Annotated in this window: 22 protein-coding genes, 1 tRNA gene and 1 pseudogene; 21 read left to right on the plus strand and 3 right to left on the minus strand. The window is 72.0% G+C overall.

Going from position 1 to position 24522, the window contains the following annotated elements:
* The first annotated feature begins 93 nt into the window (after window positions 1-93).
* Both RPQ07_RS23415 and RPQ07_RS23420 read left to right on the plus strand, forming a co-directional pair.
* Window positions 94-831 carry a YidC/Oxa1 family membrane protein insertase gene (locus RPQ07_RS23415; protein ID WP_313946139.1) on the plus strand — a complete coding sequence of 246 codons (738 nt, stop codon included), beginning with the start codon at window positions 94-96 and terminating at the stop codon, window positions 829-831.
* Between the two features lie 126 nt (window positions 832-957).
* Entirely contained in the window at window positions 958-1815 is an 858-nt protein-coding gene (locus tag RPQ07_RS23420; protein WP_313946140.1) for a fumarylacetoacetate hydrolase family protein, read from the plus strand.
* 535 nt (window positions 1816-2350) lie between these two features.
* On the opposite strand, the gene RPQ07_RS23425 is transcribed toward RPQ07_RS23420, so the two are convergent.
* Together RPQ07_RS23425 and RPQ07_RS23430 are read right to left on the minus strand one after the other, a co-directional pair.
* Window positions 2351-2833: a heme-degrading domain-containing protein gene (locus RPQ07_RS23425; RefSeq protein WP_313946141.1), complete on the minus strand. Its 483-nt coding sequence runs from the start codon at window positions 2831-2833 to the stop codon at window positions 2351-2353.
* Window positions 2830-3915, minus strand: coding sequence for a Gfo/Idh/MocA family oxidoreductase (locus RPQ07_RS23430; RefSeq protein WP_313946142.1), 1086 nt, complete (start codon window positions 3913-3915; stop codon window positions 2830-2832). The genes RPQ07_RS23425 and RPQ07_RS23430 overlap by 4 nt, the downstream gene beginning before the upstream one ends.
* Before the next feature lie 56 nt (window positions 3916-3971).
* On the opposite strand from RPQ07_RS23430, the gene RPQ07_RS23435 reads away from it, so the two are divergent.
* From RPQ07_RS23435 to RPQ07_RS23495, 13 genes are all read left to right on the plus strand, one after another.
* Complete coding sequence (locus tag RPQ07_RS23435) at window positions 3972-5408, plus strand: ROK family protein (RefSeq protein WP_413777769.1); 1437 nt, start codon at window positions 3972-3974, stop codon at window positions 5406-5408.
* 111 nt (window positions 5409-5519) lie between these two features.
* Complete coding sequence (locus RPQ07_RS23440; RefSeq protein ID WP_313946143.1) at window positions 5520-6437, plus strand: hypothetical protein; 918 nt, start codon at window positions 5520-5522, stop codon at window positions 6435-6437.
* A 30-nt stretch (window positions 6438-6467) separates the two neighbouring features.
* On the plus strand, window positions 6468-7232 hold the full coding sequence (locus RPQ07_RS23445; protein WP_313946144.1) for a GntR family transcriptional regulator: 765 nt from the start codon (window positions 6468-6470) through the stop codon (window positions 7230-7232).
* A 171-nt stretch (window positions 7233-7403) separates the two neighbouring features.
* Window positions 7404-8525, plus strand: coding sequence for a TIGR03364 family FAD-dependent oxidoreductase (locus RPQ07_RS23450; protein ID WP_313946145.1), 1122 nt, complete (start codon window positions 7404-7406; stop codon window positions 8523-8525).
* 6 nt (window positions 8526-8531) lie between these two features.
* Window positions 8532-9209 carry a phosphonatase-like hydrolase gene (locus RPQ07_RS23455; RefSeq protein ID WP_313946146.1) on the plus strand — a complete coding sequence of 226 codons (678 nt, stop codon included), beginning with the start codon at window positions 8532-8534 and terminating at the stop codon, window positions 9207-9209.
* Window positions 9206-10279 carry an ABC transporter ATP-binding protein gene (locus RPQ07_RS23460; RefSeq protein ID WP_313946147.1) on the plus strand — a complete coding sequence of 358 codons (1074 nt, stop codon included), beginning with the start codon at window positions 9206-9208 and terminating at the stop codon, window positions 10277-10279. The genes RPQ07_RS23455 and RPQ07_RS23460 overlap by 4 nt, the downstream gene beginning before the upstream one ends.
* Window positions 10263-11144, plus strand: a complete 882-nt coding sequence (locus tag RPQ07_RS23465) for a 2-aminoethylphosphonate ABC transporter permease subunit (RefSeq protein ID WP_313946148.1) — start codon at window positions 10263-10265, stop codon at window positions 11142-11144. The genes RPQ07_RS23460 and RPQ07_RS23465 overlap by 17 nt, the downstream gene beginning before the upstream one ends.
* Window positions 11131-11928 (plus strand): ABC transporter permease, encoded by a 798-nt coding sequence (locus RPQ07_RS23470; RefSeq protein ID WP_313946149.1) that lies wholly within the window; start codon window positions 11131-11133, stop codon window positions 11926-11928. The genes RPQ07_RS23465 and RPQ07_RS23470 overlap by 14 nt, the downstream gene beginning before the upstream one ends.
* Before the next feature lie 15 nt (window positions 11929-11943).
* Window positions 11944-13005, plus strand: a complete 1062-nt coding sequence (locus tag RPQ07_RS23475) for a 2-aminoethylphosphonate ABC transporter substrate-binding protein (RefSeq protein ID WP_313946150.1) — start codon at window positions 11944-11946, stop codon at window positions 13003-13005.
* Window positions 13006-13137: 132 nt separating this feature from the next.
* Window positions 13138-14676, plus strand: coding sequence for an alkaline phosphatase family protein (locus tag RPQ07_RS23480; protein WP_313946151.1), 1539 nt, complete (start codon window positions 13138-13140; stop codon window positions 14674-14676).
* Between the two features lie 79 nt (window positions 14677-14755).
* Window positions 14756-15535 (plus strand): HAD-IIA family hydrolase, encoded by a 780-nt coding sequence (locus tag RPQ07_RS23485; RefSeq protein ID WP_313946152.1) that lies wholly within the window; start codon window positions 14756-14758, stop codon window positions 15533-15535.
* Window positions 15536-15663: 128 nt separating this feature from the next.
* Window positions 15664-16242, plus strand: coding sequence for a hypothetical protein (locus RPQ07_RS23490; protein WP_313946153.1), 579 nt, complete (start codon window positions 15664-15666; stop codon window positions 16240-16242).
* Window position 16243: 1 nt separating this feature from the next.
* Window positions 16244-16942 (plus strand): class F sortase, encoded by a 699-nt coding sequence (locus tag RPQ07_RS23495; RefSeq protein WP_313946154.1) that lies wholly within the window; start codon window positions 16244-16246, stop codon window positions 16940-16942.
* A gap of 54 nt (window positions 16943-16996) precedes the next feature.
* Here RPQ07_RS23495 and RPQ07_RS23500 read toward each other — a convergent pair.
* Window positions 16997-17070 (minus strand) — tRNA-Lys (locus RPQ07_RS23500).
* A 191-nt stretch (window positions 17071-17261) separates the two neighbouring features.
* On the opposite strand from RPQ07_RS23500, the gene RPQ07_RS23505 reads away from it, so the two are divergent.
* From RPQ07_RS23505 to RPQ07_RS23530, 6 genes and pseudogenes are all read left to right on the plus strand, one after another.
* Window positions 17262-18587 carry a peptidoglycan-binding protein gene (locus tag RPQ07_RS23505; protein ID WP_313946155.1) on the plus strand — a complete coding sequence of 442 codons (1326 nt, stop codon included), beginning with the start codon at window positions 17262-17264 and terminating at the stop codon, window positions 18585-18587.
* A 128-nt stretch (window positions 18588-18715) separates the two neighbouring features.
* A pseudogene (locus RPQ07_RS23510) lies at window positions 18716-19828 on the plus strand (SPFH domain-containing protein); the annotation flags it as partial.
* A gap of 130 nt (window positions 19829-19958) precedes the next feature.
* A complete protein-coding gene (locus tag RPQ07_RS23515) occupies window positions 19959-20546 on the plus strand; it encodes a lytic polysaccharide monooxygenase (protein ID WP_313946156.1) in 588 nt (195 codons plus the stop codon).
* Between the two features lie 26 nt (window positions 20547-20572).
* The gene (locus tag RPQ07_RS23520; RefSeq protein WP_413777770.1) at window positions 20573-22408 is read left to right on the plus strand and encodes an AMP-binding protein; all 1836 of its coding nucleotides are present in this window, start codon (window positions 20573-20575) and stop codon (window positions 22406-22408) included.
* A gap of 71 nt (window positions 22409-22479) precedes the next feature.
* Window positions 22480-23832, plus strand: a complete 1353-nt coding sequence (locus tag RPQ07_RS23525) for a sensor histidine kinase (RefSeq protein WP_313946157.1) — start codon at window positions 22480-22482, stop codon at window positions 23830-23832.
* Window positions 23790-24464 carry a response regulator transcription factor gene (locus tag RPQ07_RS23530; protein ID WP_313946158.1) on the plus strand — a complete coding sequence of 225 codons (675 nt, stop codon included), beginning with the start codon at window positions 23790-23792 and terminating at the stop codon, window positions 24462-24464. The genes RPQ07_RS23525 and RPQ07_RS23530 overlap by 43 nt, the downstream gene beginning before the upstream one ends.
* Window positions 24465-24522: the final 58 nt, after the last annotated feature.

Below are 24522 nucleotides of genomic sequence, written 5' to 3' on the forward strand. Positions count from 1 at the left end.
GCCCGGCACTTCCGCAGCCTCCGCGCCCCCTCGCGGGTCGTCATGCCGCCATGACCGCATCCCGGCACGACGAGACCCACGGAGGGCTCACCCATGTCCGTATTCGCCAACCTGGTCGAGCAGCTCGCCGACCTGCTCCAGCCGCTCTTCCACGCATCGGCGACAGCCGCCGCGATCGTCCTGTTCACCGCACTCGTACGGCTCACCGTCCACCCCCTCTCACGTGCCGCCGCGCGGGGGCAGAAGGCCAAGGCCCGGCTCTCGCCGCAGATCGCCGAACTGCGCAAGAAGCACGGCAAGAACCCCGAGCGCCTGCAGAAGGCGATGCTGGAGCTGCACACCAAGGAGAAGGTCTCGCCGCTCTCCGGGTGCCTGCCGAGCCTGTTGCAGCTGCCGGCGTTCTTCCTGATGTACCACCTGTTCTCCAGCAGCCGGATCGGCGGGGAGCCCAACCGTCTGCTCGGCCACACCCTCTTCGACGCCCCCCTCGGCGACCGCTGGGCGGATGCCCTCGCACACGGCGGGGTGTTCGGAGGTGCGGGCCTCGTGTACCTCGTGCTCTTCGCGGTCGTCACAGGCGTCGCGATCTTCAACTTCCGGCGTACGAAGCGTCAGATGGCGGCCTCGCCGCTGCCGCAGGGGGACGCCCCGGGTATGGGCGCGATGATGAAGATCATGCCGCTGATGTCCTTCGCGACGCTGATCACCGTAGCTGTGGTGCCGCTCGCCGCCGCGCTGTACGTCGTCACCAGCACGGCCTGGACCGCGGTCGAGCGGACGGTCCTCTACCGGGACATGCCGACGGCCGGCGCGCTGGCTACCGCCGCGTAACAGTCCAGGTTGTGAACGGGGTCTTGCGGAGTGATCCGATGTCTTGGAGGATCAGCCAATCCTCCGAACCCCTCCGATGGCCGCTACCCATCGTCCGGGCTCGCACCGAACCAGGGGAGACAGACCATGAAGCTGCTGCGTGTCGGCACCTCGGGCGCCGAGCGCCCGGCCCTGCTCGACGTGGACGGGACCCTGCGCGACCTGTCCGGCCTCGTCACGGACATCGACGGAGAGCTGCTCGCCGACGCCTCCGCCCTGGCCCGGATCCGGGCCGCGGCCCAGGCCGGCGAGCTGCCCGCGCTCGCCGCCGACGGGCTGCGCACCGGCCCGCCGCTCGCCCGGATCGGCAAGGTCGTGTGCATCGGGCTGAACTACCACGACCACGCGGCCGAGACGGGGGCGGAGGCCCCCGCGGAGCCCGTCGTCTTCTTCAAGGCGGCGGACACGGTCGTCGGGCCGAACGACACGGTGCTCGTGCCGCGCCGCAGCCGCAAGACCGACTGGGAGGTCGAGCTCGCGGTCGTCATCGGGCGTACGGCGCGCTATCTGGAGGACGACGAGGACCCGCTGTCGTACGTCGCCGGATACGCGATCTCGCACGACGTGTCCGAGCGCGAGTTCCAGATCGAGCGCGGTGGTACGTGGGACAAGGGCAAGAACTGCGAGACGTTCAACCCGCTGGGCCCCTGGCTGGTGACGGCGGACGAGGTACCGGACCCGCAGGCACTGAGCCTGCGGCTGTGGGTGAACGGCGAGCTGAAGCAGAACGGCTCGACGGCCGACCAGATCTTCCCGGTGGCCGAGGTGGTGCGGTACGTCAGCCAGTTCATGACGCTGTACCCGGGAGACGTGATCAACACGGGTACGCCGGCGGGGGTGGCGATGGGGCAGCCGGAACCGAAGCCGTATCTGCGGGCGGGGGACGTGGTGGAGCTGGAGGTCGAGGGGCTGGGGAGGCAGCGGCAGGACCTCAAGGACGCGTAGCGCGCCTGGCGGCGCGGGGGTTGGGGGTGCGGGGTCGGCCCCCCGGGGCCTGGGGGTGGGCTTCGGGGGGGCCGACCCCGGGTCGGGGGGCGATGTCGGCTTCGGGCCGGGGGTGCGGGGCTGGCCCCCGGGCCCGGGGTGCGGGCTTCGGGTTCCGGCGCCGGGGCAGTGTGCTGGGGCCGGAGGTCCGGGCCCCCGTCCGTGGGCAGGTACGGCCTGCGGCCGTGTCCTCAAGCGCCGGACGGGCTGGTTTTGGTTGGACTGGTTCGGATGGTTCGGCTCGTGGGGTGGCACGGCCTGCGGCCGTTGTCCTCAAGCGCCGGACAGGCTGGTTTTGGCTGGGCGCCCTTTGCTTGTGGCCGGTTCCTGAGGAGCCGGCTGGCCCCGGATTTGGCGGTCGATTCGAGCTGCCTGCCCGGGGGTGTGCATGGCCTGCGGCCGTTGTCCTCAAGCGCCGGACGGGCTGGATGTGGCTGGGCGCCCTTGGCCTGCGGCCGTTGACCTGCAATTGCCGGACGGGCTGGGCGTGGCCCGGTCAGGTGCCCGGTGGGGTGGAGGCCAGGAAGCGGGAGAGGGCGTCCACCACCATCGCGTGGTCCTCTGCCTGGGGGAGGCCCGAGACCGTGACCGTGCCGATCACTCCCGCGCCCTCGACCGTGATCGGGAACGATCCGCCGTGCGCCGCGTACGTGTCCGGGTCCAGGCGGGACGACTCCTCGAACGTCGTGCCCTTCTCCCGGTGCCGCGTGCCGACCAGGAACGAGCTCTCGCCGTAGCGCTCGACGACCCGCCGCTTGCGGTCGATCCAGGCGTCGTTGTCCGCGCTCGAACCCGGCAGCGCGCAGTGGAACAGCTGCTGCGCGCCGCGGCGGATGTCGATGGCCACCGGGGCCTCCCGCAGGTGCGCCATCTCGACCAGCATGCTGCCGAGGGCCCACGCGTCGGCGTGGTTGAACCGGCGCAGGGTCAGACGGCGTTCCTGGTCGACCAGCTCATGGATGGTGGGGGGCGTTGTCATACGGACACCTCCACGGTGACGCCCTCACGGGCGGAGCGGCGCGCGGCCTCCAGGACCTCGAGCGCGGCGGCCGCCTGCTCGGCGGTGACCGGCGGGGGAGTGCCGTTGCGCAGGGCGTCGGCAACGGCCGCATAGTACGCAGGGTAGTCGCCCGGGAGCGTCTCCACCGGGTCGCCGCCGCCCGTGAGCGGTGACTCTCCGCCGCCGAGCCGGCCCCACTGCGACTCGTCCTCCACGCCCCACGGCTTGTGGGTGTCCGGGCGCTTGCCGTCGCGGAGGTCGGCTTCCTGCGGGTCCAGGCCGTACTTCACATATCCGGCGGCCGAGCCGAGGACCCGGAAGCGCGGGCCGAGCTGGGCGGTGGTGGCGCTGGCGTAGAGGTGCGAGCGGACGCCGTTCGCGTGGGTGAGCGCGAAGAAGGTGTCGTCGTCGGCCTTTGCGCCGGGCCGGCGCAGGTCGGACTCCGCGTACACGCGGGTGACGGGGCCGAACAGCGTCAGGGCCTGGTCGACGAGGTGGCTGCCGAGGTCGTACAGCAGACCGCCGATCTCCTGCGGGTCGCCCGACTCGCGCCAGCCGCCCTTGAGCTGTGGGCGCCACCGCTCGAAGCGGGACTCGAAGCGCTGGACCTCACCGAGCGAGCCGTCCGCGATCAGCTTGCGGAGGGTGAGGAAGTCGTTGTCCCAGCGGCGGTTCTGGAAGACGGAGAGCAGCAGACCGCGGGCCTCAGCGAGCGCGGCGAGCTCACGCGCCTCAGCGGCGGTGCCGGCGATCGGCTTGTCCACGACCACCGAGAGACCCGCTTCGAGGGCGGCGGTGGCGACGGGGACGTGGGTCTTGTTCGGGGAGGCGATCACGACGAGGTCGAGTTCGCCGGCGTGGGCCCACAGCTCGTCGGGCGTGGCCACGAAGCGCACATCCGGGAACTCGGCGCGGGCCTGCTCCTGCCGCTCCGGGTTCGACGTGACGATCGTGTCGAGGACGAGGCCCTCGGTGGCCGCGATCAGCGGGGCGTGGAAGACGGAGCCCGCCAGGCCGTAGCCGACGAGTCCGACGCGGAGGGGAGTGCCGGTGCCAGTCATGGTCCCACTTAAGCAACGGTGTTGCCAAAGTGCAAGCGAGGGGGAGAATAGGTGGCGTGAACACCAACGGGAGCGGTTACGGACACGGGACCGGGCAGGGGAACGGACGCGGCCTCGGCAGCGGGGGGCCGTCGGGGGCCGAGCTGCCCGAACTTCCCGGCCTGTCGGGACTGCGCAGCGCGAACGCGGCGCGTGTGCTGGAGCTGTTGCGTGTGGCGGGCGAGGGCGGGATCAGCCGTCTCGAACTGGCGGAGGGCACCGGGCTCACCCCTCAGGCGGTCAGCAAGATCACGGCGCGGCTGCGGGGGAGCGGGCTGGTGGCGGAGGCGGGCTACCGCGCCTCCACCGGCGGGAAGCCGCGTACGGTCCTGCGTCTGGTCCCTCCGGCGGCGCACGCCGTGGGGCTGCACCTGGACCGTGACGAGCTGACCGTGGTGCTGCTGGACCTGGCGGGCGTCCTCGTCGGCCGGCGCGTGGTGCCGCTGGATCTGGGGGCCGGCGCGGAAGCGGTGGTGGAGGCGGTGGCCGTCGAGGTGGAGTCCCTGCTGACCGCCTCCGACCCGGGCGGGGCCCTGTCCGCCGGGCCGCTGTCCGGGCCGCTCTCCACCGGGCGGTCGTCCGCGGGGCAGGTGTCCGCAAGGCACCCGGGTTGCGTGCCCGCCCAACTGCCCGCCACGCCGGCCCCCGGACCTGCCGGATCGGTCGCCGGACCCGGACCGGCTCCCTGGCCGGCCCAACCTGCCCCGCAGCCCGCCGAATCCGGTCCCGACACCCACACCTCCCACCGTGTCCTCGGTGTCGGCGTCGCCATGCCCGGACCGCTCGATCACACCTCCGGCATCCCCCATCGCGTCACCGGGTTCCCGCAGTGGGACGGTTTTCCCCTGCGGGACGCTCTCGCCGAGCGGCTCGGGCTGCCCGTCGCGCTCGACAAGGACACCAACGCCGCCGCTCTCGGCCTCGCCCTCCAGACCAATGCCGCAGCCCTCGGGCTCGCGCTGCAGGGGAGCGGGGACTCGTTCGCGTATCTGCATCTGGGGACCGGGCTCGGGGCGGGTCTCGTGCTCGGCGGCGGGCTCTACCGCGGGGCGCGGACCGGGGCCGGGGAGTTCGGGCATCAGGTCGTGCAACTCGACGGGCCGTCGTGCGGGTGCGGCCGGCGGGGGTGTATCGAGGCGCTCTGTCTGGAGGCCGTCGCCGACGGGGACCTCGCGGGAGCGGCGCGGATCCTCGGCGTCGGCGCCGCCAACCTCGTGGAGCTGCTGGACATCGACCGCGTCCTGCTCGGAGGCCGGGTCGTCGAGGGCGCGGCAGGCACCTTCGTCCGCGGAGTGGGCGAGCAGGCGCCCGTGCCGGTGGAGCTCGCGAACGGTGGTCCGCACACGGTCGCGCAGGGCGCGGCACAGCTCGTGCTCGCCCCGGTGTTCGGGCGGGCCGAGGCCGCTTTCTCGCCACCGCTCCCGCCCTCGCGTACCGGGCAGAAAATACGCTGATAGGGCGGAGTTCGGCCGTTCGGGGACGTGCCTCCCGGGTCACCGGGCGCCCGCGTGGCAGGGTCGCGCCCACGTCCCCTGCCCGCACCGGCCGAACAGCAAAGGTCAGCCATGCGACTGCGCAATGTCCTCGCCGCCGGCGCCGCCGCGGCCACCGTCGTCCCCGCCGCCCTCGCGGCCCCGGCGGCCGCCACCGCCGACCCGGCCGTGCGGGCCGCTGTCTCCGAGACCGCCGCCAACCAGGCCGCCCCGGGCAATGCCGCCGCCAACCAGGCCACCCCCAGCAACATCACCGCGAACAAGGCCACATCAAGCAATGCCACAGCGGACAAGGCCACATCAAGCAACGCCACAGCGGACAAGGCCGCCGTCGGCGTCACCGCCGTCCGCGCCCCCGGGGATGAGCCCACCTGCGGCGCGGTGGCCGCCAAGAGCTTCCCGATCGACTCCCGTATCCACGGCGGCCCGCCAGTGCACCACCCCGGCGGCGGCTTCGAGCAGTGGTCCGTCGACCTCGCCAACACCACCGCGGAACCCTGCCGCAACATCCACCCGGTGATCGTCTTCGCCGCGCGGGACCGCGGGCTGACCCCGCCCAGGGTCACGCTCGAGTTCTACGACGAGGACGCCTCGCGCTGGCGGCCCGCGTCCCTGGAGACCACCGCCCAGGACGAGGTCGTGGGCGTGCTCGACGACGGCGCGTTCGCCGGTTTCGCGGTGCCCGCCCGCGCGACCGTCACCGTCCGCGTCCGGTTCGCGCTGACCGCCGACACCCCGCCGAACCAGGTCACCGTCAATGCCGCCGTCGTCCAGCGGCGCGGCGACGACGGCGACTGGGTCGGCGAGTCGGCCGACTACCGCTTCGCCGTCATGGACGACGACGGTTCCGGCCTCTCGGTCACCCGCGACGAGCTCGCCACCACGGGCACCGGGGCGCTGGCCCGTCTCGGCATGGCCCTCGGCACGATCCTGCTGGGAAGTGCCGTCGTGGTGCTGGCCTCCAGGAAGCTGCGGACGGGCCGCCGCTGATCGTTCATATGCGTCTGCGAGCATCGGGCGGTGGACTACCCGAACGACCAGGCGCCCGGCGCCCCTGTCCGCTCCGGCATTCCGGAGCACGGACGCATCCCCAAGTACTACGCGGTCAAGGCTCGTGTCTCCGCGCTCGTCGACGAGTCGGCCGAGGGCGACCCGCTGCCGACCGAACGTGATCTCGCGCTGCGGTTCGCGGTGTCGCGCGAGACCGTGCGCCAAGCGCTGCGCGAACTCCTGCTGGAGGGACGGCTGCGCCGTCAGGGCCGCGGCACCGTCGTCGCCGGCCCCAAACTGGAGCAGCCGCTCTCGCTCGCGAGCTACACCGAAGGTGTGCGCAGGCAGGGCCGCAGGCCCGGCCGTAATCTCATCGGCCTGGACCGCTTTCCCTGCTCGGCGGCGCTGGCGGCGGAGATCGGCGCGAGCGTCGGCGAGCCGGTGTGGCACATGGAGCGGGTGCTGCTCGCCGACGACGAGCGCGTCGGGCTGGAGAGCACGTACGTCACCGTCGCCCGGGTGCCGCGCCTGGACGCCGACTTCGACCCCGACTCCTCCTTCTACGCCTATCTGCGGGAGCGGCTGTCCATCGCCTTCGGCGACGCGGACGAGCGGATCGAGACGGTGCTGGCCACACCGCGCGAGGCGTTGCTGATCGGTACGCCGCCGGCGCTGCCGATGCTGCTGCTCCACCGTCTGTCGCGCGACCCGGACGGCAGTCCGCTGGAGCGCGTACGGACGCTGTACCGGGGCGACCGCTTCAGCTTCACCACCCATCTCGGCAACGGCGGCTGACCGGCCGCGACACCTGCCCGACGGCCGGCGGGCGACCCGCACGCGACCCGTACCGGACCCCTCGCATTATCACGGAATGGTAACGGGTCTAGTCCAAGTTTGACGGCCCGTTCACCGTCCCGTTGCCGGTCGTCCCCGAACGGGACACCGGCCGCGAGCAGCGTTGCGGCCGTGAGAGTCATCGTCGTAGGAGCCGGCGTGGTGGGAACCATGCACGCCTGGCACGCAGTGGAACGCGGCCACGAGGTCGTACAGATCGAGCGGGAGCAGGAGGCCCGGGGCGCGAGTCTGCGCAACTTCGGACAGATCTGGGTGAGCGGTCGCGCGGGCGGGGAGGAGCTCGAAACCGCCCTGCGCGCCCGTGAGTTGTGGCAGTCCATCGGGCGGCGCGTGCCGGAGCTCGGCTTCCGGGCCATCGGTTCGCTCACCCCCGTGCGCAACGAGCGGGAACTGGCCGTCGCCGAAGCGGCGGTCGCCCGCCCCGACGCCGCGGCCCGCGGCTACAAGCTCGTCACCACCGCCGAGGCGCGCGACATCAACCCCGCGCTGCGGGGCCGGTTCATCGCCGCCCTGTGGTGCGAGCGGGACGCGGCGGTGGAGCCGCGGCCCGCCCAACTGGCCCTGAAGAAGGCCCTGCTGGAGTCGGGCCGGTACACCTACCTCGGCGGGCGCGAGGTCCGTGACGTGGTGGGTGAGGCATCCGTCCGCGACGACCACGGCGATGTGCACACCGGTGACGCCGTCGTGCTGTGCCCGGGCGCCGCACTCTCCGGGCTCGTCCGCGAACTCGCCCCCGCCCTCCCCGTCCGCCGCGTCCGGCTCCAGATGATGCAGACCGACCCACTCGGCGAGCCGCTGACCACCTCCGTCGCCGACGCCGACAGCTTCCGCTACTACCCCGCCTACGCGAGTGAGGCGCTGGACGCGCTGAACGCCGGTCAGGCGCAGGCCCCGACGGCCGCCGAGCACAGGATGCAGCTCCTGATGGTGCAGCGCCGCGACGGCGGGCTGACCATCGGTGACACCCACGAGTACGAGCACCCCTTCGCCTTCGACACCCTCGACGACCCCTACGAACACCTCACCGGCGTGGTCGAGTCGTTCCTCGGCCGGCCGCTGCCGAAGGTCCGCCGCCGGTGGGCCGGGGTGTACGCGCAGTGCACCGACACGAGTCGTGTCGTCCACCGGGAGCAGGTGCGTGACGGCGTGTGGCTGGTGACCGGTCCCGGCGGGCGTGGCATGACCTGCTCGCCGGCGATCGCCGAGAAGACCGCGAACGAACTGGGCTGGTGATTACTGATGACCCGAACGAACCTCGTCGTCCTGGACATGGCCGGTACGACGGTCGCCGACGGCGGACTGGTCGAGCAGGCCTTCGCCGCGGCCGCCGAACGCCTCGGTGAGGCGCCCGAAGCGATGATCGGCCATGTCCGCGCCACCATGGGCGAGTCGAAGATCTCCGTGTTCCGGCACCTCTTCGGCAGCGAGGAGTGCGCACAGCAGGCCAACCGCGCCTTCGAGGAGGCCTACGGAGAACTGGTGGGCGCCGGACGGATCGCCCCGGTCCCCGGCGCGGCCGAAGCCGTCGAGAAGCTGCGGTCCCAGGGTCGCACCGTGGTGCTGACCACCGGTTTCGCCCGCACGACCCAGGACGCGATCCTCGCCGCGCTCGGCTGGCAGGACCTGGTGGAGCTCACGCTCTGCCCGGCCGACGCGGGCGGCCGCGGACGCCCCTACCCGGACATGGTGCTCGCCGCCTTCCTGCGGACGGGTGCGGTGGACGGCGTCAGCGAGATAGCGGTCGCGGGCGACACGTCGTACGACATGCTCAGCGGAGTGCGGTCCGGGGCGGGCGTCGTCGCGGGTGTGCTCACGGGAGCGCACGACAGGACGCAGCTGCTGGACCACGGAGCGACCCATGTGCTCGCGTCCGTGGCCGAGTTGCCGGATCTGCTCGCCGGGGTGGACGACCGATGAGCAGCGGCATCCGTTTCGAGAACGTCTCGGTCGTCTACGGCTCGGGCAGCGGTAGGAACACGGTTCTGGACTCGTTCGACCTCACCGTCGAACCCGGCGAGGTCATGGCCCTGCTCGGCCCCTCGGGCTCCGGCAAGACCACCGCCCTGCGCGCGGTCGCGGGCTTCGTGCAGCCGTCCTCGGGGCGGATCCTCATCGGCGACCGCGATGTCACGGGCCTGCCGCCGCACCGGCGCGGGATCGGGATGGTGGTCCAGCAGTACGCGCTCTTCCCGCACATGAAGGTCGCCGACAACGTGGCCTTCGGTCTCAGGGCCCGGAAGACACCGCGGCGCGAGATCGCCGGGCGGGTCGCCGAGGCGCTGGAGATGACGGGGATGGCGGCGTACGCGCAGCGCCATCCGCGGGAGCTCTCCGGCGGGCAGCAGCAGCGTGTGGCGATCGCCCGGGCGCTCGCGATCCGTCCCGGGGTGCTGCTCCTGGACGAACCGCTGTCCGCGCTGGACGCGCAGCTCAGGTCCGGGATGCTGGCCGAACTGGCCCGGCTGCACCGCGAGTTGCCCGATGTCTCGATCCTGTACGTCACCCACGACCAGGTGGAGGCGCTGACGCTGGCGGACCGCATCGCGGTGCTGGACAAGGCGCGGCTCCAGGACTGCGGCACCCCGCAGGACCTCTACCGGCGGCCGACGACCGAGTTCACGGCCTCGTTCGTCGGCAACGCGAATCTGCTGCCGGTGACCGTGGCGGACCGGGGGGTCTCCTTCCAGGGCGCCGCACTCGACGTGGCCGTCGGGGAAGCCGCGCCCGGCGCGGGCGCCACCCTGTGCGTACGCCCGCATCTCGTCGGCCTGGGCGAGGGGCCCAACGCCCTGCGCGGACGCGTCGCCGAAGTGCAGTGGCGGGGCGCGACCCACCGGCTGTACGTCGAGGTCGACGGACACCGGGTCACGGCCGATGTCCGCGAGCTGCGGGCGGTCCCGCTGCTGGGTGAGGACGTGACCGTCCACTTCGCGCCGGAGGATGCGGTGCTGCTGGGAGCGGGGGTCGGCCATGACCGGTCCGGCTGAGTCCGTGATGGTGGCGGAGCGCCCGGCCCCGGCCCCGGCGCCCGCCCGTACGGCCCCGGTGCGCAGGGTGCCCGCCGCGGCCCTGTGGAGCCTGCCGCCCGTCGCGGTCCTCGCTCTCGTCTTCCTCTACCCCCTCGCGCTCGTGGTGCAGGAGTCGCTCGAACCGGGCGCCTACGGACGGGTCTTCGGCTCCGACGCCTTCCGCGAAGCGCTCTCCACGACGGTGTGGCTCGCCGTCGGCGCCACCGCCGGCTGTCTCGTCCTCGGGTTCGCCCTCGCGCTGATCATCGCCTTCGTCCCGTTCCCCGGCGGGAAGGCCGTCGCCAAGTTCATCGACGTCTTCCTCTCCTTCCCGTCCTTCCTGATCACGCTCGCGCTGCTGTTCGTCTACGGCACGGTCGGGATGGCCAACGGGGTGTGGACGGACGTCACCGGGGCGGGCAGCGGACCGTTCCGGTTCCTCACCACTCCGTGGGGCGTACTCCTCGCGGAGATCACGTACTTCACGCCGTTCGTGATGCGTCCGCTGCTCGCCGCGTTCTCGCAGATCGACACCGCGCAGCTGGAGGTCGCCTCCTCGCTCGGGGCGAAGCCGGCCCGCATCGTCCGGCAGGTGATCCTGCCCGAGGCGCTGCCCGCGCTCGGCGCCGGCGGCAGCCTCGTGCTCGTCATGTGCCTGAACGAGTTCGGGATCGTCCTGTTCACCGGGGCCAAGGACGTCACCACGCTGCCGATGCTCGTCTACGGCAAGGCGATCCTCGAGTCCGACTACCCCGCCGCCTGCGTGGTCGCCGTGGTCAACATCGCGATCTCCGTCGGCCTCTACAGCCTCTACCGAATGGTCAGCCGTCGTGTTGGTGCATAGCCGCAAGGGCACGTGGGCCTGCTGGGCCCTCTTCCTTCTCCTGTTCGTGCCGCTGTTCGCGCTGCCGCTGCTCGTCATCGTCATCGCGTCGTTCTCCACGAACTGGTCCGGCGCCTTCCCCTCCGGGCCGACCGCCGCCCACTACACGTCGGCGGTGCGCGGGGAGTCGTTGCGGGCCCTGACCACCAGTCTGGTCACCGCGGTGACCGCGAGCCTGCTCGCGCTGACCGTCGGCAGCTGGGCCGCACTCGCCGCCGCCGGTCTGAAGAAGCGTGGACGCAGGCTGCTCGACGCGCTGTTCGTGCTGCCGGTCGCCGTCCCCTCGGTCGTCGTCGGCCTCGCGGTCCTGGTCGCCTTCTCCCGGCCCCCGATGCTGCTCAACGGCACCCGCTGGATCGTGATCCTCGCGCACACCGTCCTGGTCACCGCGTTCGCCTACCAGTCGGTCGCCGCCGCCGTCACCCGTCTCGACCCCATGTACGAGCAGGCCGCGGCCAGTCTCGGCGCCCGGCCCCTGTACGTCCTGCTCCGCGTGAGACTGCCGCTCCTGCTGCCGTCGCTGAACGCGGCCGCGGGGCTCTGCTTCGCCCTGTCCATGGGCGAGTTGAGCGCCACGATGATGCTCTACCCGCCGGACTGGATGCCGCTCCCGGTGCTCATCTTCACCGCCACCGACCGCGGGTCCCTCTTCACCGGCTCGGCCGTCGCGGTCGTCCTCATGGCGACCACGCTGCTCGTCCTGCTCGCCCTCTCCCGCATCCGTACCAAGGCCTCATTCCGCTAAGGAGCGCACCACGCCATGCTTACGCACCCCCTCAGGCCGATCGCCGCCGTCGTCGGCAGCCTCGCCCTCGCCGCCTCCCTCACCGCCTGCGGCGGCACCTCCGCCGCAGCCGACGAGAAGGTCGTCACCGTCTACAGCGCCGACGGCCTCAAGGGCGAGAACGGCGACGGCTGGTACGACCGCATCTTCAAGGACTTCGAGAAGCAGACCGGGATCAAGGTCGAGTACGTGGAGGGCGGCTCCGGCGAGATGGTGCAGCGCGCCGTCCGCGAGAAGTCCAACACCCAGGCCGATGTCCTCGTCACCCTCCCGCCGTTCATCCAGCAGGCAGGCTCCAAGGGACTGCTCCAGACGTACCAGCCGCGGGGCGTGGACAAGGTGAACGGCGCGGACAAGTCCGCCGACGGCACCTGGACCTCGGTCGTCAACAACTACTTCGGGTTCATCCACAACACCGAGCAGCTGCCGAAGGCCCCGGGGACCTGGGAGGCGCTGCTGGACGGCAGGTTCAAGAACAAGCTCCAGTACTCCACGCCCGGTGTCGCGGGCGACGGCACCGCGGTCGTCATCAAGGCGATGCACGACTTCGGCGGCAAGGAGCCGGCGATGGAGTATCTGAAGAAGCTCCAGGCCAACAACGTGGGACCGTCGTCGTCCACCTCCAAGCTGGCGCCCAAGGTCGACAAGGGCGAGATCCTCGTCGCCAACGGCGATGTGCAGATGAACCACGCCCAGTCCGCCTCCATGCCGAACCTCGGCATCTGGTTCCCGGCGAAGAGCGGCGGCCGGCCGACCACCTTCGCGCTGCCGTACGCGGCCGGGCTCGTGCAGGACGCCCCGCACACCGCGAACGGCCGCAAGCTGCTCGACTTCATGCTCAGCGAGACGGCGCAGCGCCAGGTCAGCGCGATCGGCGGCGGCTTCCCCGCCCGCTCCGACATCAAGCCGACCGACGACAACGCCATCGCGCTCGCCAAGGTGATGGAGGGCGTGGAGATCTTCGAACCGGACTGGAAGGACATCGACAAGAACCTCCCGTCGTACATCGATGCCTGGAAGTCCGCGACCGGCAGCTGAGAGTTCACCCGGGCCATCTGGTCCGCGCAGATCTGTCGCGGAACGATAACGGGTACGGACCGACGCCCCTGAGGAATCAGGGGCGTCGCTCTGCCCACTTCACCCTCGAACCCACCCTTGACGGAGGATCAGATGCCGATCAACGGCATGTCCCGCCGCTCGGTACTCGCCGCAGGAGCCGCGACCGCCGCGGTCGCCGCCACCGGCACCCTCGCAGCACCCGCCGCCTACGCGGCCCCCACCCTCCCGAACGGCACCAGCAAGGACAAGGTGCTCGTCATCGGCATGGACGGTCTGCGCCACGACCGGATCGACGCCGCCAACGCCCCGCATCTGAAGTCCCTGATGGCGAACGGGACGTACGGGCTCTCGCTGCTGTACGCGCCGCCGATGGCGGCCACCTCCTCCGGCCCCGGCTGGTCGACGATCGCCACCGGCGTCTGGCCCGACAAGCACGGCGTCAAGGACAACTCCTTCGCCGGCAAGAACTACGGCGCCTACCCCGGGTTCCTGGCACGGATGGCGCAGGTGCGCCCCGAGCTGTCCACCTACGCGGCCGTCGACTGGAAGGCGCTCGACGACCAGGGCACCGTCACCCCGGGCGCCGACGGCAAGCTCGTGCTCGACGGGGACCGCGACGGCTACCCGGGCCATGACGCGACCGTCGCGAACGAGACCGAGTCGGTCCTGCGGTCCCAGAACCCGGACGTGCTCTTCGTCTACCTCGGCAACACCGACGCCGTCGCACACAGCTCCGGCACCGGGCAGCGCTACCTCGACGCCATCGCCGTCCAGGACGGCTACCTCGGCCGCTTCCTCGCCGCGATCAAGGCCCGCCCGTCCTACGCCACCGAGCGCTGGACGGTCATCGTCTCCACCGACCACGGTCACGCCGACGCCGGCGGCCACGGCGGCAGCTCCATCGAGGAGCGGCGGACCTTCGTCCTCGCGCAGGGACCCGGCATCGCGGCCGGCGCCCGGCCCGCCGACACCCGGCTCGTCGATGTCGCCGCCACCGTCTTCCACCAGCTCGGCATCGTGCCGGACCCGTCCTGGGGCCTGGACGGCAAGCCGGTCCAGCAGCGCTCCACGGACCCCTTCGACACCCTGCTGCCGTCCCTGACCGGCCGCGTGGACGAGACCGGCATCCCGGCGGGCGTCCTCGGCTTCACGCACACCGCGCCGAGCGGCTGGTCCGTCATCAACAGCGCGATGGGCACCGGCGGTATGACGGAGTGGCGCGGCTGGGCCTTCGCCACGGACGAGTTCTGGTCCCGGTCGCAGCGCGACCAGTGGCGCGAGCTCAATGTCCGCTCGCGTGGTGTCTTCGCCGTCGCCGACTCCGACGAGTGGGCCGACAAGGCGAACTCGGGGCCGTACGACTCGACGCTGGTGACCCCGGCGTACGGGGTGTCGGGGAGGACGACCGTACGGCTGGACTTCACCACCCTCTACCGGCACGAGGGCGGTCAGGGCGCCGAGGTCCTCGCCTCCTTCAACGGCGGCACGCCGGCCCGCGTCAAGAGCTACACGGCGGACGTGGTGTCGAAGCCGCAGTCGCTGAGCGTGAGCGTTCCCGCGGGGGCCTCCAGCGTCAGTTTCCGCTTCCGCTGCACGGGGGCGAACAACTGGTACTGGGTGATCGACGGGGTCAAGGTCACCGCATCCTGATTAGGCTGGTGGCGCCGGGGGGCACAGCGGCGTGTCCCCGGCGCCACCAGCACACTGCGTACGGCAGGAGTCCCGTCACATGGCAGAGCGCAAGCCGATCGAGTCCTGGCTCACCGACATGGACGGTGTCCTGATCCACGAGGGTGTGCCGATCCCCGGCGCGGACGCCTTCATCAAGAAGCTGCGGGAGACCGGGAAGCCGTTCCTGGTCCTGACGAACAACTCCATCTACACGGCGCGCGACCTGCACGCGCGGCTCGGCCGCATGGGCCTGGACGTGCCGGTGGAGAACATCTGGACCTCGGCCCTCGCGACCGCCCAGTTCCTGGACGACCAGCGGCCCGGCGGCACGGCTTACGTCATCGGCGAGGCGGGTCTCACCACCGCGCTGCACGACATCGGCTACATCCTCACCGACCAGGAGCCGGACTACGTCGTCCTGGGGGAGACCCGGACGTACAGCTTCGAGGCCCTCACCAAGGCCATCCGGCTGATCAACGCCGGGGCGCGGTTCATCTGCACCAACCCGGACGAGACCGGTCCCTCCGCCGAGGGCCCGCTGCCCGCCACCGGGTCCGTCGCGGCCCTGATCACCAAGGCGACCGGCCGCGATCCCTACTTCGCGGGCAAGCCGAACCCGCTGATGATGCGCACCGGCCTGAACGCCATCGGCGCCCACTCCGAGACCAGCGCGATGATCGGTGACCGGATGGACACCGACGTGCTCGCGGGCTTGGAGGCGGGGATGGAGACGTTCCTGGTGCTCACCGGGGTGACGACGCCGGATCACATCGACCGCTATCCGTTCCGGGCCTCCACGGTCGTCGACTCGATCGCGGACCTCGTCGACCGGGTGTGACGCCCGCCCCGCGTCACCCTCACCCAGCGTATTTGTGCAGGTCAGGGGTGTAAGGGTCGGGCAAGATCGCTCCAGCGGATGCGAAAACGCGCCAGACGCGTGAATCTTTCGGTGTCAGGAGGTTCACAATGCGTTCAAGTTCGATTGCTCTCCGTGCCGCTGGTGTGGCCGCCGTCCTGGTGCTTGCACCCTTCGCCCCCGAGGCCCGCGCGGACGATGCCGTGGACGTCACGGTGTCCCCGGCCGACGCCGTACCGGGCGACGAGGTGGAGGTCCTGGTCAAGGGCTGCAAGACCACCGCGGGTGCCGCGACGTCGGTGGCCTTCGTCTCCGCCGCCGAGCTCGCCTGGCAGGACGGGCAGCGCTCCCGGCTGTTCGTGGAGACGCGGGTGAAGTCCTCCGTGAAAGTCGGCACCTACACGATCGGTGTGACGTGCGACGGCCGCAAGCACCCGGACGTGGGTGTGCTGAAGGTCGTCGAGCGCCGCGCGAAGGCGTCCCCGTCGGCGGAGCCGACCCCGGACGCGCCCGTACGGGCCGGCGGCGGCGGTACGGCGGCCCTGGCCGCCGACCAGGAGCACGTCGAGGTGCGGGACGGCGCGGGCCCGGGCACCGGGCACGCCGTGACCGGTCTGGTGCTCGCGGGTGCGGCGGCCGTCGCGGTGGCTTTCCGTGGCTCGCGGCGACGCCGGTCGGGTGCTGAGTGACATGGGGACCGGCGAACGGCCGGCAGGTTCCGGTCGCATGCTCACCGGCGTGGCCTGGGCCGTGCTGCTGCTCGGACTGTGGCTCTGGGGCCGTGAGGTCTCCGGCGGCCCCGGCGGGAGCTCAGCCCCCACCACCGGCGATGTCGCGGCCGTGGGGCGCCCCCTCGGTGTGCCGCTGCCTCCCGCGCACGACCCTGTGGAGCCGGCCAGGCCCCATCGCGTGGACATCCCCTCGATAGGGGTCAGCGCCGCCGTCGTGCCCCGCGGCCTGGACGCCACCGGTGCCGTGGACCCGCCGCCCTATGCCATGCCGCAGACCGTCGGCTGGTTCGACGGCGGTGCCCAGCCCGGCGCCGCGGGCCCTTCCCTGCTGGTCGGCCATGTGGACACCGAGACCAAGCCGGCCGTCTTCTACGGTCTGAGCGCGGCGAAGCCCGGTGAGAAGGTGCGGGTGACCAGGGTGGACGGGTCGGTCGCGGTCTTCACCATCGACGACGTCCGGGTCTTCGGCCGGGAGCGGTTCGACGCGCAGGAGGTGTACGGCGCTCGCCAGGACGGGCGGGCCGAGCTGCGGCTGATCACCTGCGGCGGGACGTTCGACCCGGCGACGAAGGCGTACACGGCGAATGTGGTCGTCTCGGCCTATCTGACCGGGATGACGACGGGCTCGGCCGCGGCACAGGCGGTCGACGAGCCCTGACGCGCCCGGACAGAGCGAAGGCCCCTCACCGATGGTGAGGGGCCTCGCTGTGCGTGCGCCGCCAGGGACTCGAACCCCGGACCCGCTGATTAAGAGTCAGCTGCTCTAACCAACTGAGCTAGCGGCGCCTGCTGACCTGGAGAACTTTACCGGATGACGACGAGTGCCTCCGACCATTATCTGATCGCTCCCGGCCTGTCGGATGGTCGTTTTTTACCTTTGGTCCGTCAAAATGCGACTAGTCAGGACAGTTGGGACAGGGGTGCACCCCGTGCGCCGGTCCCGAAAGATCTTCACTAGTAGTGCGGAGGGGCCACGTATGACGGTGCCGGTGTTCGAGGAGTACGAGCCCGCCCCGGACTGCGACTGCCCGGGCTGCGCACAGCAGCGCCGAGCGCTCGCCGCCGGTGAGCACCCGGCGGCCCACGGATGCCGGAAGGCGCTCGTCCTCGTCACCGCCGCCGGAGTGGTGCTGGGCGGTGGCGGCGCGGGGGCCGCGCACGCGTCGGCGCCCGCGGCCGGCCGGGCCCACCCGGGGATCTCCGGTCTCGGGCTCGATACGGCGATGGCGCCCGCGGACGATCCGGACAGCGAGCAGGGCGGCAGGGGCCCGCTGCACGGCAGGCCGCTCGCCGGCCCGTCCGGCAAGCCGGCGACCACCCCCGAACTCCGGAAGACCACCCGGGCCGAGATCATCAACCGCGCCAAGAAATGGCTCGCCGCCAAGGTCCCGTACAGCATGGAGGCGTACTGGTCCGACGGCTACCGGCAGGACTGCTCGGGCTATGTCTCGATGGCGTGGAACCTCGTCGGCAACGAGTGGACCGGCAGCCTCCACCAGTTCGGCACCCGCATCACCCGCGAGGAGCTCCAGCCCGGCGACATTCTGCTCTTCCACAACCCGGCCAATCCGACCAAGGGCTCGCACGTCACGCTCTTCGGCGGCTGGACCGACTACACGCACACCTCCTACGTCGCGTACGAGCAGACCAAGCCGAGCACGCGCAAGCAGGCCACGCCCATGGGGTACTGGACCAACTCCGACAAGTACATCCCCTACCGCTACAACGGCCTGAGCGGCATCACCACCACACCCGGACCCTCGGCGGCGGAGACGTTCCCGGGGGCGGCCCTCTTCGGGCCAGGGAAGAACAACAAGTACGTCACCGACCTCGGCAGGATGCTGGTGGCCAGGGGCGGCAAGCGGTTCTACACCGAGGGCCCCGGGCCGCGCTGGAGTGAGGCCGACCGCAGGGCCACCCAGGCGTTCCAGCTGGCCCAGGGCTGGCGGGGCGCGGAGGCGGACGGACTGCCGGGCGCGCACACCTGGCGGCTGCTCGCCGGCGCACAGGGCAGGAACATCCCGGCCGCGGGGACGGCCGGACCGGGGTCCGTGACCGCGCCCTTCCCCGGCCGCGGCCACTTCCGGCCGGGACAGTCCAGCGCGTACGTCACCCAGCTCGGCAAGCAGCTGGTGAAGCGCGGCTTCGGCAAGCACTACACGACCGGGCCCGGTCCGCGCTGGACCGAGGCGGACCGGCGCAACGTCGAGGCCTTCCAGCGTTCGCTCGGCTGGCGCGGCGCCGAGGCCGACGGCTACCCGGGGCCGCACACCTGGAGCAAGCTCTTCGCCGCGGCGCGCTGAGGACCGAGGTGACGGCAGGACCCGGGCCCCGGCGCGGCGAGGACCGGCGTGACAGCAGGACGGATCGACCAGCGGAGGCGGCAGTCATGAACACCACGACCCCGGAGACCGACGGCGGCGCCCCGTTCGACGGGCCGCGGCACACCCCGGTCATCGCCCAGGAGGCCACCACCGAGATCCCGGTGCACCTGCTGTTCCGCGACGACGACTCCGCGTCGATCGCGCTGCGGCCCGCCGTGGTCGGACGCCGGCAGGGCACCGGGGAGCAGCCGAGGATCGGCCGCAGGACATCGGCGCCTCGGCCCGCCCCCGCGCCCCTGCGGCCCCCGCCGCCCGTCGACCCGGAACTGGCCGAGCGAGCCGGACCCGTGCTGCCGGGCTGGACGGGGTTGGTGGCCGGGGCGTGCGCGCTCGCCGGGATCGGAACGGTGCTGTGGGGCGCCGGGGTGGTGCCGGCGATGGTGACCCGGATGGTCCGGGTGACCGCGCAGCCGTACCACGGTCTCGGTCTCGGCCTGTGGTGCCTGGTCACTCTCGGGGTGCTGCTCGCGCTCTTCGCGCTCGGCGGTCTCGGCCGCGGACAGGTGGGCCATGCCTGGGTGCTGACGCTGTTCGGCGAGTACCGGGGGAGTGTGCGGCGCACGGGGCTGGTGTGGATGAGCCCGCTGCTGCTGCGCCGGCGGGTGGACGTCAGGCTGCGGCACTGGCGCAGCGAGCCGATGCCGGCGGTCGACGCGGACGGCACCGCGCTGCGCGTCGTCGTGCTGGTGGTGTGGCAGATCAAGGACACCGCGCGGGCGGCGCTCGGTGTGGAGGACCACGAGGAGTATCTGAGCGAGCAGGTGGAGTCGGCGATGGCGCGGGTGCTCTCGCAGCTCCCCGCGGACGCGTTCCACGAGGACGCTCCGACGCTGCGCAACGCGGAGGCCGTGGGGGCCGCGCTGACGCGCATGCTGCTGGCCGAGTGTGCTCCGGTCGGGATCGAGGTCTTCTCGGCCCAGCCGGTGGGGATCGAGTACGCCCCCGAGGTGGCGGAGGCGATGCAGCGACGGCAGATCGCGGCGATCGACGCCAGGCACCGGGACAGTGTGCTCACGTCGGTGGTGGACGCGGTGGACGACACGGTGAACCGGCTGACCTCGCGCGGCCTCGTGGAGCTGGACGACTACGAGCGCAAGGCTCTGGTCAAGGACCTCACCGTTGCCTTCTACACGGGCCGTTCCGGGTCAAGGGAAGGTTAGCTATTGGTCTGGACATGGTGAACTCTGGTCAATACATTGGGTGTTGGTCTAGACCGGAACATGCACTACCGCACAACCGCACGCGTGCAGCACGGCTCGTTGAACTCCCCCACGTTCCCTGGAGCGAAGCATGCGCAAGAGGATTACTGCGGCCGCTGTCGGTCTGCTGGTGACGGGCGCGACCGTACTCGCCACCGGCAGCGCGAGCAGCCACGGCTACACCGAATCACCCATCAGCCGCCAGAAGCTCTGTGCCAACGGCACGGTGCAGAACTGCGGCAACATCCAGTGGGAACCGCAGAGCGTCGAGGGGCCCAAGGGCTTCCCCGGCGCCGGTCCCGCCGACGGAAAGATATGTGCGGGCGGCAACGGCCAGTTCGCGCAGCTCGACGACCCGCGCGGTGGGGCGTGGCCCGCCACGAGGGTCTCGTCGGGTCAGAACTACACGTTCAGCTGGCGCTTCACCGCCCGGCACCGCACCACCGATTTCAAGTACTACATCACCAAGAGCGGCTGGAATCCCAGCCAGCCGCTGACCAGGTCGGCGCTTGAGTCGCAGCCGTTCCTGACCGTTCCCTACGGCGGCAACCAGCCGCCGGAGACCCTGTCGCACAGCGGCAATCTGCCGTCGCGCTCGGGCAAGCACCTGATCCTCGCGGTGTGGACCGTCCACGACACGGCGAATGCCTTCTATGCCTGCTCGGACGTTCAGTTCTGACAGGTTGTCAGTTACCGTGCGGCGCCATGGGAATCACCGGCACGAGCACCGTCGCGGAGCTCGTCCAGCGCCAGTGGGGTGATCACCGGGTGGGGCTGAGGGACCGGAGCCGGGTCCTCAGCCACCATCAGGTGGCCGCCGGCGCTGCCGCACGCGCTGCGCTCCTCGTGGATCTGTTGCCACGCGGGGCGGAGCCGCACCTCGGGGTACTGCTCGACAACACCCCGGAGTTTCCCCTGTGGCTCAGTGCGGCGGCCTTGGCCGGGGCCGCCGTGGCGGGCATCAACCCGACGCGCCGCGGGGCGGAACTCGCCCGCGACATCCTGCACACCGACTGCCGGGTGCTGGTCACCGAACGCGCCCACCTTCCCCTCCTCGACGGGCTGAGCCTGCCGGGGATACGGGTGCTGGTGACCGACACCCACGCGTACGGCGACCTCCTCGCCCCGTACGCCGCCGCGAAGCCCGGCGACGCCGTCGTCGGGCCGGTCGGGCCGCGCAGCAGAATGCTCCTCTCCTTCACGTCCGGGTCGACGGGCGCGCCCAAGGCGGCGATCTGCTCGCAGGGCAGGCTGGCGGCGGCCGGCGCCTCGCTGGTGGCGCACTTCGGCGTACGCGAGGACGATGTCCACTACATCTGCATGCCGATGTTCCATGGCAACGCGGTGATCGCCGACTGGGCACCCGCGCTGGCCGGCGGCGCGGCGGTGGCGCTGCGCGACCGTTTCTCGGCGTCCGGATTCCTCACCGATGTAAGGGAGTTCGACGCGACCTACTTCACCTATGTGGGGCGGGCCGTGCAGTACATCCTGGCCACGCCCGCACACGACGACGACCGCTCCCACCGGCTGCGGCTGGGCTTCGGGACCGAAGCGGGACCGGTGGACGCGGCCCGGTTCCAGGAGCGGTTCGGCGTGCGGCTGGTCGAGGGCTACGGCTCCTCCGAGGGCGGGGCCGCGATCCAGCGCACCCCCGGCACCCCGGCGGGCGCCATCGGACGGGCGGCCGCGGGCGACGACCTGGCCGTGGTCGACCCCGCGACCGGCGACGAGCGCCCGGCCGCCGTGCTGAGTCCGGACGGACGGCTGCTCAACGGGGACGCAGCGATAGGGGAGTTGGTCAACCGGGGCCCGAACCCCTTCGAGGGCTACTGGCGCCATCCGGAGGCGGACGCGGCACGGCGCCGAGGCGGCTGGTACTGGACGGGCGACCTGTTCTTCCGCGACGCGCAGGGCTACCTCTACTTCGCCGGCCGCACCGACGACCGGCTGCGGGTGGACAGCGAGAACCTGGCCGCCTCGATGATCGAGAACATCCTGGCGCGCTGGCCGGCGGCGACAGGGGCGGCGGTCTACGCGGTCCCCGACCCGGTCTCCGGCGACCAGGTCATGGCGGCGCTCGCCCTGCCGGAGGACCGGCCCTTCGACCCGGCGGCCTTCGCGGACTTCCTGGCGGCCCAGCCGGACCTGGGGACGAAGATGACCCCCCGATTCGTACGCGTGCTGCCGAGGCTCCCGGTGACGGCGACGAACAAGGTGCACCGGGTCGCGCTGCGGCGGGAGGGCTTTCGCTGCGAGGGCCCTGTGTGGTGGCTCCCGGACGGCGAAGACCTGCACCGGCTGCTGACGTCGGAGGACGTGGCGGGCCTGGAGCGGCGTTACGCGGAGCAGGGGGCGCGGGGATCTGCTGGGAAGGTGAGACGTGGTGGACGCAGGTGCCGGGGCCGGGTGGGCTCGCACGCGGGCGCTTCTCCTCCGGGCAGGCGCCGCAGGCGAGTTGGACCGAAGGCGGGGGTCCGATGCGGCCGGAGGTCCGGCACCAGCACCCGCACCACCCCGGACAGCCCCCGCCCGTCGCGGTAGTGCCTGCCCCACCACCGTCGCACCCCCTGGCCCGATGGCTTCGCCCGGATCCCGCGGCCTACCGTTGCCGCATGCCTCCAGCCGAGCAGCTCCTCCAGGCCCTGACCAGGCGTGACTACCTGGTGAGCCGATGGCCGTGGCGCGCTGCCGCGTATCTGGCGAGCAGCGTGCTCACCGGGGTGCCCGCTCTCGTACTGCTCTGCGTCGCCGGGGTGTTGTCCTTCGTGCTCGTCGGGCTGCCGCTGCTCGTACTCGGCGGGCTGGGGCTCGCCGCCGTCGAGCGGCGGCGGATACGGATCGTCGATCCCGCGGTGGCCGTCAGCCCTCATCGCACCCCGGACGAACCCGGGATCGGGGCCTGGCTGCGGGTGCGGCTCACCGAGCAGGCGACCTGGCGCGAGCTCGCGTACGGGCTGCTGCACGCGCTCGTGCTCTGGCCGCTCGACCTGCTCGCCGTGCTCGTCGCCGTCGGGCTGCCCGTCGCCGCCGTGGCCGCGCCGCTCCAGCTCGCCGCCGACGGACACGAGGCACGGGTCGTCAAGACCGTGCTGGTCACCGGCTATCCGCAGGCCTTCGCGGCCGCGGTGGCAGGACTCGTCCTCCTGGCCGTCCTGCTCTACCCCCTCGGCGCCTTCGCAGGCGGCCGCGCGGCCCTCACCCGTGCGATGCTCGCCCCTCGCGAGGGTGAGATGACGAGCCGTCTGCTGGAGGTGACCCGGTCCCGTGCCCGGCTCGTCGACGCCTTCGAGGCCGAACGACGGCGTATCGAACGCGATGTGCACGACGGCGCCCAACAGCGGCTCGTCGCCCTGACCATGACGCTCGGGCTCGCCAGGATGGACGCTCCGCCCGGCCCGCTCGCCGACCGGCTGGCCCGCGCGCACGACGAGGCCGGACAGGTTCTCACCGAACTGCGGGAGCTGATCCGCGGGATCCATCCGCCGGTGCTCACCGACTACGGCCTCGGTCCCGCGCTCGCCGACGCGGCCGACCGGTCCGCCGTCCCCGTGGACACCTGTGCCGAACTGCCCCGCCTGGACCGCTCCGTCGAGACCGCCGCGTACTTCGCCGTCTGCGAAGCGCTCGCCAACATCGACAAGCACAGCGGCGCCCGCAGCGCCCGGGTCACGGCGGAGCACGCCCGCGGGCGGCTCACCGTCGAGGTCCGTGACGACGGACGCGGCGGCGCCCGGCCCGCGGGCGGCAGCGGACTCACCGGGCTCGCCGACCGCATCGCCGTCCTGGATGGCACACTGACGATCACCAGCCCACCGGGCGGCCCGACCCTCCTGCGTGTGGAGATCCCGTGCGATCCGACTCCGTGCGACCCGAGCCCGGGCGAACCGACCCCGTGCGACCCGAGCCCGGGCGAACCGACCCCGTGCGACCCGAGCCTGCGCGAACCGGCCGACCGCTCCGGGTAGTTCTGGCCGAGGACAGCGTCCTGCTGCGCGAAGGGCTGACCGGCCTGCTCGCCCGCTTCGGCCACGACACCGTCGCAGCGGTGGGCGACGCGGACGCGCTGCGCACCGCCGTCGCCGAGCACACGCCGGACATCGTGGTCACCGACGTCCGGATGCCGCCCGGTTTCCAGGACGAAGGACTGCGCGCCGCCGTCGCGCTGCGCGAACGGAACCCCGCGCTGCCCGTGCTGGTGCTCAGCCAGTACGTCCAGCGCACCTACGCGGCCGACCTGCTCGACAGCGGCGACGGCACCGGCATCGGCTATCTCCTCAAGGACCGGGTCGGCCGGATCGAGGAGTTCCTGGACGCGCTCACCCGTGTCGCCGAGGGCGGCACGGTCGTCGACCCCGAGGTCGTACGGCAGTTGCTCCGCCGCCGCCGGGATCCGCTGGCCGCGCTCACACCGCGCGAGCGCGAGGTGCTCGCGCTGGTGGCGGAGGGCAGGTCGAACGCGGCGATCGCCCGCGCGCTGGTCGTCACCGAGGCGGCGGTCGGCAAGCACATCGGCAACATTCTCGCCAAACTCGACCTGCCGCCGGCCGAGGACACCCACCGCCGGGTGCTCGCCGTCCTCGCCTTCCTGAGCTCATGAGCCCCGTACGACCCCGTGCGCCCCGTCTGTTTCAGGGCGCATTGGCGTAATACCGGAG

Source organism: Streptomyces sp. AM8-1-1, from assembly GCF_032229325.1.
Taxonomy (GTDB): Bacteria; Actinomycetota; Actinomycetes; order Streptomycetales; family Streptomycetaceae; genus Streptomyces; species Streptomyces achmelvichensis.